Consider the following 12924-nt stretch of genomic DNA (forward strand, 5'->3'; position numbering starts at 1 on the left):
TCTGCAACAGCCACGTCCGTTTGGAAAATGTCCAAGCGGCTTAAAGACTCGTTGCTCAGCTCAAGGTGGCACCTCTTCTAAGGCCTGCTTCAGAAACAGTCCACGCCCTCATGCTTGTGTCCACTGCTGGGTTAAAGCCCTGGCTAGGGAGCTGCAGCGCACAAAAGCGTCTCTTTTGGAGCTAAGGGCAGGTGCAGACGAGGGATCTTGCCTTCTCACCCAACTGCTCGATCAACCGGAGGTTGTGCCGGTGAGGAAAGTGCCCTCGGTTGAACAGGCCAGATTTGCTTCGACGCGTTACCCCCCATCCCGAAAGCCTGAGCTAATCGATTTTGTAAGGGCCTCGTAGAGCACTTTGCTGCCCGTTGGCGTGGGCTGCGCCATGGTCACTTGCGTGTTCTCGACGACGGTTAGCGCGCTAAACCCGCGACAGTAGTTCGTAAAAAGACGTTGATGGTGTTGCCACGCGCTTGCTAAGAGCCGATTCGGCAGCGGCTTGCCGGCGCGCAACGCATACGAGCCATTGTGCTGCTGGTAGCATTTGTAGGGGTACAGAACACTACCCGCGTCCACCAACACGTATTTTCGTTCGATCACCTGTTCGCCGGTGGTCACCTGTTCATACACGTAGAGGCGACCACAGGGATAGTGTACTTGCTTTTTCAACAGCGCAAACAGCGCTGCTCGGCTCGCCAGGAGTCGATCGCGATCCGGAGACTCGAGCAAGGAGAGGAAAAAAGCATCTAGACACGAGGGATAAGCGCCTGTAGAATCAGAAGCAGCCACTGTGCGCAGGAAGGCATGGGTCCTGCTATTCCACGCCTGCAAGAGCGGCTCCGTCAACTGCGTCTGCGTCGTTCCTGAGCAAGGTGGCGTACGACTTGCTTCCGTCTTCCCCTGACAAGAAAGCAGCAGATAACCCATCCCGAGAAGACTGATGCTGTTACGTAGCCACTTTCTTATCTAGGTAGGGGTTGCTGTAAGGGGCAAGGAAAAGCGCCGGAACCCGGCGTAAAAATCACGCTATAGTGCTTGTAGCATTACTTCATCCAACGTTCAAGTAATGTTATAGCTCATTTAGCAAGATAGCTACTACTGAATAGGTCATCAGCACTTGTGTGCAGGCATGAAGCAAAAGTTCTGAGCGTTCCTTTACGCCTATTCCAGGCTGTAGTAGCTTTGCGGGCCTGCTGCTGGCTTTCAGTAATAGTAATAGAGCAGCGTAGTCTCCGGTTGGCCCTGCTTATTCAGCGTGACGGCTTTCTTCAACTTACCATCTAGGTAGTAGGTCTTCACCTGGGAAGAAACGAGTTCGGCCTTTTCGTTCGTCGTGACAGCCTTTACAACCCTTTTCTGCTTATCTAGGTAGGTCGTGAAGGTATACTGTGGCTGGTAGCCCTTCTGCTCGGGCTTCAAGTGCGCTGGTAGGCCGTCGTAAGCAAACCAAGTCTGGGTATATTGATACCCATCCGTAAAATAGTGGTAGTGTTCGCCCCAAATGAGTTGCTGCTGATCAAAGGAGGTGTACCTATCCACCCTGCCTAGGGAGTCATAAGTCCAGGTGTACCGATTTTGAGTGGAATAGTGCCGCTGGGGCGCATCATATAGTACTAGCTGACCGCAATCATTATAGGAATAGGAAATCTCACTGGTTTTCTCCTTCGTGCGCCGCCGCTGGAAGTCCCGCTTGACGAGCACATCACCACCCGTGCTTCCATGTCCTTTGTTGAGGCCCTTCTTGCGCCGCTTTTCATAGGAAAACCGTACTTCGCGCATCAACTGCCCCTGGGTATTATAGGCAAAGGTTGTTTTGAGCTTCTCGTTATCGAGCTGTGGCAGCCACATGATTTGCTTAGTGAGCACCGCTGCTTTGTAATAGGATCGCTCGCTCGCCCACCGTGTGCTGCCCCAGTAGGTGGTCTCAGACACCAGCTGGCCATTGCGATTAAACTGCTGTTGCAGCGCCAGCGTCTGGTGCAGACTATCAGTTCCTGTAAATTGAAATACTTGGCAACGTGTGAAGGGGTACTGCAAGGGGACGGGAATAGGAAAATCCCGCTGGTGATGCGGGTGAGCACTTGCTCCCTGTGCCTTACTCGGTGTAGAGTAGTGCGTTAAGGCGAGCAGTAAAAACGAAGCACAAAGACGAACCAAAGGAGCGTAGAAGAGGCAAGCGAAGGAGTAGGTTCTAGTAGAGGAGATCTAACAAGCAAAAAGAAGACCGTGTATCAAAGGCCTACAAACCCGCCCAGCAAGTGCAGGAGTCTAGCGGCGGAGTACCACCTTGTCTCCCTCCCTCAGCTTGAGCTAATATATAATCTTTCTAAGGACAGTCCGTATAACACGGATTATGTTTAGAAGTTATTCGAAGAAAGTAGGTAAGCACTATTAGTAAGTAATTATTAGTTTTTTTATAGTCATGTCTTTGTGTGAATGTCTACTAGAACGTTTATTCTAAGCTGATCCAAGATGGAAGAAGAGAAAGCGCAATGCCTAATTTACTGGGCATTAAACGCAAAACAGAAATTGGCCTCGCCAAAGATCAGTATGTGGTCCACAGACGGAATCGATAAGGCTGTTCCGTATCTACGGTTCCGTTTTGCCGGAGTGCCGCTTGCCTCTCCCCTTTACAACCAGTTAGCTGCCTGTATTCAAGCCTACCAGGGGCTCACCCAGTGGGCGTGCCTCTACGATCCGGACCGTAGTCGCAATTACTTTTTGTTACCGCAAGTATTTGCGCCGCATTTATTTACTCACGGAGTCTATAAAGAGCAACTGCTCTCTGTGATGGCGGAGCAAGTATATCAGGAAGCTATTCAGGTAGCAATGCGTGATGCACCGAACTTGAGCCGTCACATCGAGCAAAACTGGGAGGTTGAGTAGCAATACAAACAGATTGTATTCGTACGTATGCAATAAGAGCCTGAAGATGAGTAGCTTCTATAAGCAATTCTCTGCAGAACAGCCGTTCAGATTAATTAGTATAGCCTGTCGTATAAGTAAACATTACGTTAAGCAACTTTTCCAAGAACTGAGAAGATACTCCTTGTACATTCTACTAGAAAGAAATCTAATTTTTTAAAGAAGTTCTTGCCCGCCCCTTAGAAGATGTGTCTGCGCCTGTTGCCTTTCCTGCTGTTGCTTGTGCTCTCTCGCCTCGTCCAGGCCCAACTACCTAAGCAACGGGAGCCGATGCGGGTGTTCCTGCAAGCACTACCCCAGCGGCAATCGAAGCAAAACCAGCCGGATACGTTCGTACAGGTCCACTTTGAGAATACCAGTGCCGATCCCATCCAATTGGTGGAAATTTTGTCTCCCGAGTCCATGCCTGTGACCGCGTTCTTCGAAGTAACCTTGACCTCTACGGCCACGCCTAAAAGCCTGCTCAACTCGCACACCCTGCGCAAGATGGATTTTGGTTTCACCACGCAGTACGGCTACTTGCTGATTCCGCCCGGCCAGCGCCTCACCCGAGTCCTCAACCTCAGCCAAGCCTTTCGGCGCAGTGGACAGGAGTTGCCACCAGGCAAGTACAGAGCACAAGGCTACTACGTGAGTTGGGCGGGCCGAAACTGTGTCAAAGGAAGCTTCCGCAGCAATAGTATTCTCCTGCGAGTACCGGACTGACAGTCCGATCTGAGTGGAGCGAGGCGATTACACCTGTCCGATAAGTAAACGATATGTTTAATAGCAGTTAGCTTTAAAGCGTAATCAACCTGCCGTTCTGTTGCTATTAGCCTATGGTCAGTCAAACAAGGCTACATCTTGCGCACGGTATCGGTTGGGCCNTGCGTGATAGTCACGGAGGCGTTCTTCGACGTGGCTAGTATCCCATACGGCACAGCGTTCGAGCCCTGCACACTGCTCTTTCAGGGCGGGCGTAATGCTTCCGGTTATTGGATCGTAAAGTTCAAACCGCTCTAGCGCCAGCGGATTTTGAATGAACTTGAGTGGTAACTGCTGTAAGGCAGCTGGCAACGGGCGCTTGCCTATCTTCACCCATCGCCCCGTGTTAATAGCTCCATTATTAACGGCGACAATAAACAGCAGCGGCCGCATGATGATCTGCTCTAGGTCTCGTACTCGCTCCACGGTGTACACGTCATAGAACCCGAAATCAGCGTCTGCCAGGATTCGGCCATACGCATAATGGCCATCGGCTAGATCAATTTCCACGATGGCTCCTATTGTTCGCTGAGGGCTCCCCATTATACTATGTGCTAACAAGCTCTTGACCACCTTTGACTTTGCGTTTCAACTAGGCGGCTTGCTTTTCTAAGAAGCGCTTAAAATAGAGAAAAGCTAGAAACAGGGCTATCTGTCAGCTTGTCTGGATCCTGGGAATCTTTTCCTAACATAACGCTGCTTCTCAGACAAGTCGCGGAAAAGCAATAAATTTTACTCTACTTACTTAAACCCGTTGTTATAGTGTTTTCGAGAGTTGATCCCTAGATGGAAACGGTCACTATTGAAGCTGATGTGCGCTCCCCTACTCGCAAGACGAAGCGCAATCCATGGATTCAGCAGTGACTGCCTCCAAGCGGCACCTCGCCCGAACGTTGCTTTCTTTTTGTGCTATCTTGAACAGGATTCCGTAAGAACACTATCTTTCTACTACTGCTCCTTTTACTTCCTCTAGTATGACGACCCCAACCCTCCGCTGCTCGCTGTTAACCGCTCTGCTATTGGGCGGGGTGACGAGTGCAAGTCTTGCCCAAGGAGTTCCGTCCCTATCGCCTGAGCACTATTCCCAGTACCAGCAGGGCCAAAAAGCGGACGGTGTTAGAACGTTCTCTCCCTCGAAAAACAGCCCCCTGTATCTCGTGGATGGAACGCCTGTGACTCAAGAGCAGCTGCATACCATCACGCCAAAGCAGATTCACAAGATCGACATTGTCAAAGACAGCCGTGCGGTTGCTTTGTATGGGCCACGCGCCACGAATGGGGCGGTGCTGATTACCACCAAGAAGTAACTGTGAAGAGCACTTACGGCTCCTGAGCGATAACACCTAGTGTGGTAACGGCAAATTACAACGTTTTCCAAACGGTGCGTTGCTCGGTCGAAGCTATGGCCGTTACCGTTGGGCTTATAACGTACTGTAAACGCTCGTTTATAATATGTAAAAAAGAGCCAAAACACGCGCGTTGCCGGCGTCCTGTACCATCTAGGGTACTTTGTAGTGATCATCCCCTAGCAGGTAGGTTGTCTTGAACCAGGAAGTCAGTACACAAAGTGACGTGTTTGCTTTTCCGCCTACTCTTCTTGTTCGGATTCCTACCATTAGTTATCTCCACCCTCTATCTCTGTCGTGTAATCGCACCCGAGAGTGCCTATACATGCTATTAGTAGTATAGGCAACTCTCAAGAGAATGAAGAAGGCTGCGTCTGTTAATTCCGCTCGTCCGCTAGCGGCGTTTCGTTGCGCCAGCTAAAGGCGGGCTCGTAGCCTAGTACACGGCGCGCTTTCTCAATCGAGAGCAGCGTCTCGTGCTCGGCCAATGCTTTTTTTACGGGCACCGTGGGGAAGACCGTAGCCATCAACTCGGCGGACGGTGTGGTCATGACCGTATCGGCGTTAGCGATGATGAAGGCGTGCATGCCCGTGACGTCCCACTCTAAGGCTTTGCGAATCGCCTGGGCCCCGTCGCGGGCATCGATGTAGGACCACATGTTCCACTTGCGCTCCTGCGGGTCGTCGTTATACGCCGGAAACTTCGCGTAGTCAGCCGGCTCCATCACGTTGGAGAAGCGTAGGCCCACAAGCTTGAGAGCGGGCGTCTGGTAGCAAAATTGGCGCGCCATGTCTTCCATGAGCACTTTCGCGAGGGCATATGCGCTCTTCGCCCGCAAGGGGTATTCCTCGTCGACGGGGGCGTACGGCGCAGCCTCATCGAAGGGCTCGCCTAGGGTCGTTTCGCTGGAGGCCCAGATCACCTGGTTGATACCTAGGCGCCGCGCCGCCTCGAAGATGTTGTAGGTGCCCATCATGTTGTTCTGAAACAGATGAGCGTCGGGATACTGCCGCGGGGTAGGGAAGGCCGCTAGGTGCACAATGGCTTTGAAGGCCTGTGGGGCCACACCCGCATAGATTTCCTGGCCCACGGATGAGAGGGCGTCCAGCGTCTGGCCGAAGTCGGCTAGATCAGCAATGATGCCGGGCACACCTTGTACGGGCACGGTGTCGACCACAAATACATCGTAGTCATGGGCTAACAGGTCGGCCACGCAGACCTTGCCTAGTTTGCCGGCTCCGCCCGTGACGAGGATGCGCGGGCGCGCAGAAGATGGTTGGTTGCTCATAGCGGAAGGGGGCCCTCGGGTTAGGTAGGGGTCGGCACGTGCCGACCGGGTGGCCATAGGCCTATACGGGGAAGGGCCGGCTGTGGTCAGCACAGGCGCTGCTCGGCCGGTAGCCGGGGCAGCGCCGTAGCGCCTACCGTCCCTGACCACTCCAATGATTTAGACAGGCCTAGGTGCAAGCCAAAGGCGCAGGGCCACGGAAGAATAGCGCCACCTTATCGCCGCTTTGACAAATCCTGGAGCTCGATATTTCGAAAGTCCACCGGCTGCCCTTCGCTTTGCAAGGCAATGAACCCGCTCGTTAGTAATTTGCCATCCTGCTTTATGGCCGGATCGAACCGGTTTACGACTCCCCCCCCAATCTGCGGCTTTGCATAGCGCATGACCGTATCCCCGTTGATGATGTGGGTGATGCTCGAATCGCCCAGCACAATAAGCTCGGCTCGGACCCACTGCTCCCCATCATAGGTTTTCGAGGTCGACTCGATGCAGTGGCGCTCATCCAGCTGGCCGTTGTACACGATTTGTGTGCCCGGTGAACACATGTTACCCGTGGGCCGCGGCTGACCATCGCCTAGCCCCCCAAGAAATTGAAACTCGACGGAAATGGGCCAGTCCTGTTCTTTGGGCATCGTGCGCGGATCTTGCGAATGGAACATGACGCCGCTATTGCGCAAGGTGTAGCTGGGCGCTCCTTTTTGCAGTGTACCGACGAAGCGGTACTCTAGTTTGAGGTGATAATAGGAGAAGGGCACCTTATAGTACAAGTGGCCAAACTGATCGTTGAAGTCTCCGTATTGATCATAGCGCACCTGGATAACGCCATCTGCTACGCGAAACGTATTCCCGAAATTCTCGCCTACCTCATGGTGCTGGATTTTGACCATCCAATCCTGCAGATCCTGACCATTGAAGAGCTTGATCCATGCCGCCTCCTGGCGTGAACGCTTACCAGCGGTACAACTAGATAGTCCTAGCAGCACTAGGATCGTAAGGGGAATGAGTCGCATAAGATGTCGGGAAAGAGAGGAAGTGCTGAAAGTATGAATTTAGCCAAGAAGATCGGCGAATAGAGGCAGCACGAGGAAAGCGCTTATACGACGCGTGTAGGTGGAGGGAAAGAGCAGGGACTACTGGGAAAATTAGCGGGGGCATTTGGCTTGTCTAGGACGAGTGAGATGCACACAGCGTACCTAGTCGGCAGTGGTTGAAGAAATAGCTCTCAAGCACAAAGTAGGTCTCCTTCCAGCCAAGAGTATTCGGGAGCAGAACGCAGCTGTTGATTTACCGCAGACAAACGCTAACGAATGTAGGTGTAACCCAAAGGCGATGTTCTTGGAATGTAACTTTTGTATTAAAGCTGGCGGATATGAGAACGTGACTACTGAGACGCGCGGTTGCGCCAAGCCAGAACGAATATCTTCATGCGTTTTCAAAATCCCCTTCTTGTTCTCGTTCGCCCACATGCATCCGCTTCGCGCCCACCTGCTCCGCTTTGTGCCTTACTTGACCGACGCGGAGTTGCGGCCACACCACTTAGCTCGTGGCGAACACTGGGTGCAAGCCGGCGAGTATGTGCCCGTGCTAGCCTTTGTGCTGCAGGGCACGTGCCGTCTCTACTACCCCGCCCCGACGGCGAGGAGCGCACTACCTACTTCTTCTTCGAGAACTGCCTGCTCGGGGACTACACCAGTTGCCTAACCGAGCAGCCGAGCCAGCTCCGAATCCAGGCCCTAGTCGACACTGAACCGATCATCTTCGATTACACCGTCTCGCGCCGGCTCTCCGAAGAGTGCCCCGTGTACGAGCGCTTGGGGCGGCTGGTGGCCGAATACCTGCTAGGCACGGAGGCCCGTTTGGTTGAGCACCTGCTGCTCAACCCCGAGGAGCGCTATCGGGCCTACTCAGCAGCGGCAAGACCAAGATCCTGTAGCGCATCCCCCCAGCATCTGGTAGCCAATGACCTGGGCATCACGCCCGTTTCGCTGAGTCGCATCTGGGCCCGGGTGGCGCGCGGCCATTAAAACAGGAATAGATTTTTTCTTAGCTTTTATCGTTGTCTGCGTCGGCCGAACAACGTACGGCTACACCTTTGTCCAACTGGTCTGGTTGGACCACAGAATCTTATTAGCCTGGAGCTTACCCGTAAAAGGCCCCGTCGCATCATCGGGAAACGCGACCGTAATGGTCTCCTGATCCAGCAGCACGCCTTTGCCGAACGGGCGGTTGAAGGCCGACATGTCCACCGTGATGATTTTACCGCTCACCGAAATGACCGGTCCCACGTGGCCGCCACCCTCGATCCAAAGGCCGTTCAAGATCGACTCGGCCGTGCCCTTCACTAACTGAGGAACCCGAAACTTGGCCACCTCAAACTGCGTGAAATTGCATTTGCCGGCCTCGCGCGTACACTCGGAGGCCTCGTCTTGCATCTGGTTGATGGCCGCGACCACACTATCTAGGTCTTGCAGCACTTGCGCGCGATCCACGGGCGTGCCATCGGCATTTTCAAAATCGCCGCTGAACTTGAGAATGTATTTTAAATTATCGCGGAGCGCTAAAAACTCAAACCGTTTTTTGGCCAAGTCTTCTAGCACCTCTTGTCGCTGTTGGATGTCGACCGGCACAAATTGATCGTTGGGGTTCTTGAGCGCGTCATACTCTTGCAAGAGGACCGCGTAGGGGAAGGCCTTGTCCCCGGACACGCCCACGGGAAACTGCTTGGCCGTCTGGATAATATCCTCCAAGTTGAGGTCCGCCGTGCCGATCGTGCCTTGCCGGAATACCAGCGCCCGCACGTCTAGGTGCGAGCGACTGGCGGCTTTAGCGGTATTGATGGCCGTATTTAACTCGGCCGAGGCCAAGATGCCATTGAAGGCGGCCTGTACCTTAACCGCGATACTTTCTTTCTCTTGCTCATTGGAGCCGCTGATTTGGTAGATGGCGAAATACTCGCCGCCCTTTTTCACCCCCGCAATGAACGTATCCCCAAAGCGCTGGCGAAAGCGCTCCGGATTATCCGTCACCAGTAAATCGATGGCGTCGGGGGAGAAGGTGGGGGAGTCGATGCTTTCAAAGGCATTCTGTACACTCACCCGAATGAGCACGTAGGTGGAAAAACTCGAGAAATCGCACTCGTTCACATAGTCTACCTTGGCGCTTCCCGAGAAGCCCAGGTAGGCGCCCCCCGTATCCACGGAAATCCCGAGCGATTTGTGCAACGTTTCCACATCCTGGATGGTGGTGCAGCTAATCGTGACCTGCTGGCCGCCGGCGCCTTGCACCGACGAAATAGACGTCCCTTGGACCGCCGGGGAGGGCAGCCGATCCCCGGTTAAGCGGTTATACCCTAGCCCAATTTTCATTCCGTCTGTGAACGGTACGGTGCGCGTTGCCATCTGTCTATTTTTATGAATGCACGTACTACAAGCCTAGGTTTTGCTACTGCTTACAGGGAAGCGTCCACTCCCCTTTACCCGTTGCCGGGTCACGCAATCCAAGAACACCGCTTGTGTCATGGGCCTAGTGAACGAGTGCTACACAACCACCAATCGCAAGGGAAAGCCGGATAGTTGCCTGACACGAAGCATCCGCGAAGATCGAGAGCCAGCGCCAGCGCCGCAATCACATAAACATGTGACTAGTAAGAATATAAAGTATCGCAACCGACCTGATTGCGTAGGACACCATTCTGTGTTGCTCAGCATTAGATATCCCCGGCTGGCTAACCGCTCCAGTAGGAGCAGGTTCTCATAACTAAGACCGTTGTAAGCCAGATAATAGAGGGACTAAGGGAAAGGGACTAGGGCTCATCGGCGCGGCCAGCGTGCTACGAGTGGGCAACGTGCAGGGCGGAGCGGCGGAGCGAAAGTCTAAGCCGGCGCGCAGGTATTCTGCGAGTTGGGGGCCTACCTGGCGGCAGAAATCGGCCGTTAGACCGAAATTCATCCGGGAACCGTAGGTATCCAGAAAGTGGCCATACTGGGGTGACTGGCCGGCTAGAACAGGTCCATGTGCACCGGGCGGAAGCGCAAGCGGTCGACTCGTAAGGTGTCAAATGAACGGGTCACCTCGTAGCGTTACACTTGTTGGTAGCCCACCTGGTGCCCTTGGGCAGGATCCGGCTCTTGCGCCGTGGCGGGCCCAAAGAGAAGTGCCGCGAAGCCTAGCAAGAGCCAGCGCAGGTGATGGAAAAGCAAAACCGTCATAGGGAATAGGAGGGACGCCCTCCGCGAAAGGGTACACCTCCTACAAGCAGAGGGTCAACCGTCCGTTCGCTTCTAGGCCCACTTGGGATTCTCGTTACAACGGAAAGAAAAAGTAGGCTACGCCGGCGCGATAGCCAACCCGAACGCTTATCGCGATTGGCCTAACGCCAGGCAAACCCAGCCTATATTCCGTCGAAAAGCAGCCGGAGGGAAGCCCAAGAACGGATCGAAATTACCTTCCTATTTCTCTCTAACGGTTCCAATCTTCATCTCGGCCGCTTCTGATTTTAGCAGCGCGATGCGATTCGTGGCATCCAGCTCAAAGCGTTGCAGCACCGTGGCCTTTTGGAAATCCTCCAGATACAGCCACGAGGTCGGACGTCGTTCTACCAGTCGTACGCTTATTAAATCACCTAGCTTTTCCAGTTCGGGCTGCATCTCCTTTTGGGCTGGCCCAATTAGTTGCCAAAGCGCGGGAGTAAAATCCTCCGGGTGCAGCCCGCCGACCCGAGCCTGCTTTAGCATTCTGGTTACCAAAGCAGTCACCACCGGCTCATCCGCCGGAAAGGGCTCGTAGCCCTCTCCCAAATAACGCTTCATATCGGCCAGTAAGGGAACCGGTGGTTGCAACACCTGCTGCTGGATAAGGGGAAGGTCATAAAAATGTCCTCCTTTTTTTAACTCAGTAACTAAATCGAGCCGAATGCTTTCCTCCTTGCCGGCGAGCGACGTGAGGTATATAATCCCGTTGCGCAGGTCGTACACGCTGGCATATTTGGTGGCGTACTGGCCTGGCTGCCGACACGCCGTTAAAATCGGCAGTCCGTTTTCCAGGGACGGGAGCAGAGCGGGATTTAGCATTTTTTTGAGCGAATCGTTCCCGTAGCCAAATCCCCGGGATTGATGCGAGACGTTGTACTGCAGTTCCCCATTTTTAGCACCAATAATGACCGATGCGCCAGTTTTATCGGCAATGAGCATGCGTGAAGTGGCAAAACTTGGCTCGGCATAGCGCTGATAAAAAGCAATGGCTTCGGCGACCGTCTTGCAGGATTCGAGCATGCGTTCAGCCGGATTTCCCTGCGGCGTGGTCAAGCCGGGGGCAGGCGTGTAGCGGCCGCTGGCATCGGCGACCCAGTCAAAGGCCAGGCCGAATTGATTCACCCCTCCCTGGGCCCAGTCGTCATCGAAGCCCACGTACGCGCAGCCGTAATAGGTTTTCGTAGCCGGCTGAAACCAGATGCGCGTGGCCGGATTAGAGTAATCCTCGTTGTTAAAAAACAACGTCCGCTTGGCATCCGCCAAAACAAAGATGGTGCAGGCTAAAGCCGCTTGCACCGGACCAACTAGGGCGAGTACAAGTAACCAAACCCGCCCGAAACGGCCAGCTATGTTCATGATACGGTGTGTTAAAAGGTAGAAACCGGCCGGGGATTTTCCCGGGTTGAGCTTGCCAATAGGCGTTGTAATTGTCGCACGCTACGCAAGCCACACTGCGCGGCGATGGCTTCCTGGGTTAGGGCAGGATTACGGCGCAGGGTGCGGGCCAATTCCCGGCGCAAAGCGGCCGTGTACGCGTGAATGCTGATGCCAGTCGCTTTGCGAAAGGTGCGCGTCAGCGTGCGCGGGCTCATGTTCGCCCGTTCTGCCAGGGTTTCGAGCGTAGCCCCAGCCGCTAGGTTATTTGTCAGCCAGTCTTGTACTTCATGTACGCCTGAATGCAAATGGTTGCGGTAATCTAAGTACACACTCTGCTGGCTATGTCCGGCCCCGCGCCGGGTGTACACCACCAGCTCGCGAGCCACTTTGGTGGCAAATAAGGGCCCGTGCCACTCCTCCAGCAGGTGCAGGGCCAAGTCGATGCCCGCCGTTACCCCCGCACTGGTATACACGCCCCCGTCCTGTACAAACAACGTGTCAGCCTGCGCGAGTACCCGCGGAAAGCGAGCCTGCAACTCGGCCAGTCGCCGCCAGTGCGTCGTGCATTTGCGGCCATCCAGCAGCCCCGCTTCCGCCAACACAAACGCCCCCGTACAAATGGAGCATAGCCGCACGCCCCGGCCGGACAGCGCCCGCAGCCACGCAAAAAACGCCGCTCCTTCCTCTCGGAACGCGGCCGACTGCAAGTAGCTCATCTCCAGCCCCGGTACGAATACTACGTCGGTTGAGGCCACGACCACGTCCGCAAACGGCACGAGCGGTCCTAAGCTTAACCCCGCCGAGCTGTACACGGCTCCTTGGTACGAACAGTAGGTCATTCGGTACGGTTTGCCGTACGTAGCCGCCTCGTAAAATACCTGCACCGGGCCCGTCAGATCCAGTACGTGCACGCCCGGCGGCACGGCAAACACCAGTTGAGGCAGGAAAGTAGAATCGGCGTCCATCACGAAGCCAAAAGTACCAGCTATTTGCAAC

Annotated in this window: 13 protein-coding genes; 4 read left to right on the forward strand and 9 right to left on the reverse strand. The window is 54.4% G+C overall.

Translation table 11 applies throughout. The annotated features are described in order from the left end of the window. Positions 1–297: 297 nt before the first annotated feature. On the reverse strand, positions 298–666 hold the full coding sequence (locus BXP70_RS22755; RefSeq protein WP_179197789.1) for a hypothetical protein: 369 nt from the start codon (positions 664–666) through the stop codon (positions 298–300). 534 nt (positions 667–1200) lie between these two features. Next, complete coding sequence (locus BXP70_RS22760) at positions 1201–2034, reverse strand: hypothetical protein (protein ID WP_086596428.1); 834 nt, start codon at positions 2032–2034, stop codon at positions 1201–1203. A gap of 435 nt (positions 2035–2469) precedes the next feature. Between BXP70_RS22760 and BXP70_RS22765 the strand changes: the two genes are divergently transcribed. Both BXP70_RS22765 and BXP70_RS22770 read left to right on the forward strand, forming a co-directional pair. Continuing rightward, complete coding sequence (locus BXP70_RS22765; protein WP_086596429.1) at positions 2470–2883, forward strand: hypothetical protein; 414 nt, start codon at positions 2470–2472, stop codon at positions 2881–2883. A gap of 225 nt (positions 2884–3108) precedes the next feature. Next, positions 3109–3627 carry a hypothetical protein gene (locus BXP70_RS22770; RefSeq protein WP_143436636.1) on the forward strand — a complete coding sequence of 173 codons (519 nt, stop codon included), beginning with the start codon at positions 3109–3111 and terminating at the stop codon, positions 3625–3627. Between the two features lie 117 nt (positions 3628–3744). On the opposite strand, the gene BXP70_RS22775 is transcribed toward BXP70_RS22770, so the two are convergent. Further along, on the reverse strand, positions 3745–4209 hold the full coding sequence (locus BXP70_RS22775) for an immunity 26/phosphotriesterase HocA family protein (RefSeq protein ID WP_086596431.1): 465 nt from the start codon (positions 4207–4209) through the stop codon (positions 3745–3747). 431 nt (positions 4210–4640) lie between these two features. Between BXP70_RS22775 and BXP70_RS22780 the strand changes: the two genes are divergently transcribed. Next, positions 4641–4973 (forward strand): TonB-dependent receptor plug domain-containing protein, encoded by a 333-nt coding sequence (locus BXP70_RS22780; RefSeq protein ID WP_086596432.1) that lies wholly within the window; start codon positions 4641–4643, stop codon positions 4971–4973. A 416-nt stretch (positions 4974–5389) separates the two neighbouring features. On the opposite strand, the gene BXP70_RS22785 is transcribed toward BXP70_RS22780, so the two are convergent. After that, a complete protein-coding gene (locus BXP70_RS22785; protein ID WP_086596433.1) occupies positions 5390–6301 on the reverse strand; it encodes an NAD-dependent epimerase/dehydratase family protein in 912 nt (303 codons plus the stop codon). A 215-nt stretch (positions 6302–6516) separates the two neighbouring features. Further along, positions 6517–7311 (reverse strand): 3-keto-disaccharide hydrolase, encoded by a 795-nt coding sequence (locus tag BXP70_RS22790; protein WP_086596434.1) that lies wholly within the window; start codon positions 7309–7311, stop codon positions 6517–6519. Between the two features lie 597 nt (positions 7312–7908). Between BXP70_RS22790 and BXP70_RS22795 the strand changes: the two genes are divergently transcribed. Next, positions 7909–8325 carry a Crp/Fnr family transcriptional regulator gene (locus BXP70_RS22795; RefSeq protein ID WP_086596435.1) on the forward strand — a complete coding sequence of 139 codons (417 nt, stop codon included), beginning with the start codon at positions 7909–7911 and terminating at the stop codon, positions 8323–8325. A 60-nt stretch (positions 8326–8385) separates the two neighbouring features. Here BXP70_RS22795 and BXP70_RS22800 read toward each other — a convergent pair whose 3' ends face one another. The 4 genes from BXP70_RS22800 to BXP70_RS22810 all read right to left on the reverse strand — a co-directional run bounded on the left by BXP70_RS22800 (position 8386) and on the right by BXP70_RS22810 (position 12893). Then, positions 8386–9699, reverse strand: coding sequence for a hypothetical protein (locus BXP70_RS22800; RefSeq protein ID WP_086596436.1), 1314 nt, complete (start codon positions 9697–9699; stop codon positions 8386–8388). A 681-nt stretch (positions 9700–10380) separates the two neighbouring features. Beyond that, the gene (locus tag BXP70_RS30825) at positions 10381–10509 is read right to left on the reverse strand and encodes a hypothetical protein (protein ID WP_262490760.1); all 129 of its coding nucleotides are present in this window, start codon (positions 10507–10509) and stop codon (positions 10381–10383) included. 240 nt (positions 10510–10749) lie between these two features. Then, positions 10750–11907 (reverse strand): hypothetical protein, encoded by a 1158-nt coding sequence (locus BXP70_RS22805; protein WP_086596437.1) that lies wholly within the window; start codon positions 11905–11907, stop codon positions 10750–10752. Positions 11908–11918: 11 nt separating this feature from the next. Next, positions 11919–12893, reverse strand: a complete 975-nt coding sequence (locus tag BXP70_RS22810; protein WP_086596438.1) for a GlxA family transcriptional regulator — start codon at positions 12891–12893, stop codon at positions 11919–11921. Positions 12894–12924: the final 31 nt, after the last annotated feature.

It is taken from the genome of Hymenobacter crusticola (genome assembly GCF_002154225.1).
Lineage (GTDB): Bacteria > Bacteroidota > Bacteroidia > Cytophagales > Hymenobacteraceae > Hymenobacter > Hymenobacter crusticola.

Coding starts and splice junctions, on each gene's coding strand:
- BXP70_RS22785 (WP_086596433.1), bottom strand. CDS start 6,301: ATGAGCAACCAACCATCTTCTGCGCGCCCGCGCATCCTCGTCACGGGC.
- BXP70_RS22780 (WP_086596432.1), top strand. CDS start 4,641: ATGACGACCCCAACCCTCCGCTGCTCGCTGTTAACCGCTCTGCTATTG.
- BXP70_RS22810 (WP_086596438.1), bottom strand. CDS start 12,893: ATGGACGCCGATTCTACTTTCCTGCCTCAACTGGTGTTTGCCGTGCCG.
- BXP70_RS22790 (WP_086596434.1), bottom strand. CDS start 7,311: ATGCGACTCATTCCCCTTACGATCCTAGTGCTGCTAGGACTATCTAGT.
- BXP70_RS22805 (WP_086596437.1), bottom strand. CDS start 11,907: ATGAACATAGCTGGCCGTTTCGGGCGGGTTTGGTTACTTGTACTCGCC.
- BXP70_RS22770 (WP_143436636.1), top strand. CDS start 3,109: ATGTGTCTGCGCCTGTTGCCTTTCCTGCTGTTGCTTGTGCTCTCTCGC.
- BXP70_RS22765 (WP_086596429.1), top strand. CDS start 2,470: ATGGAAGAAGAGAAAGCGCAATGCCTAATTTACTGGGCATTAAACGCA.
- BXP70_RS22800 (WP_086596436.1), bottom strand. CDS start 9,699: ATGGCAACGCGCACCGTACCGTTCACAGACGGAATGAAAATTGGGCTA.
- BXP70_RS30825 (WP_262490760.1), bottom strand. CDS start 10,509: ATGACGGTTTTGCTTTTCCATCACCTGCGCTGGCTCTTGCTAGGCTTC.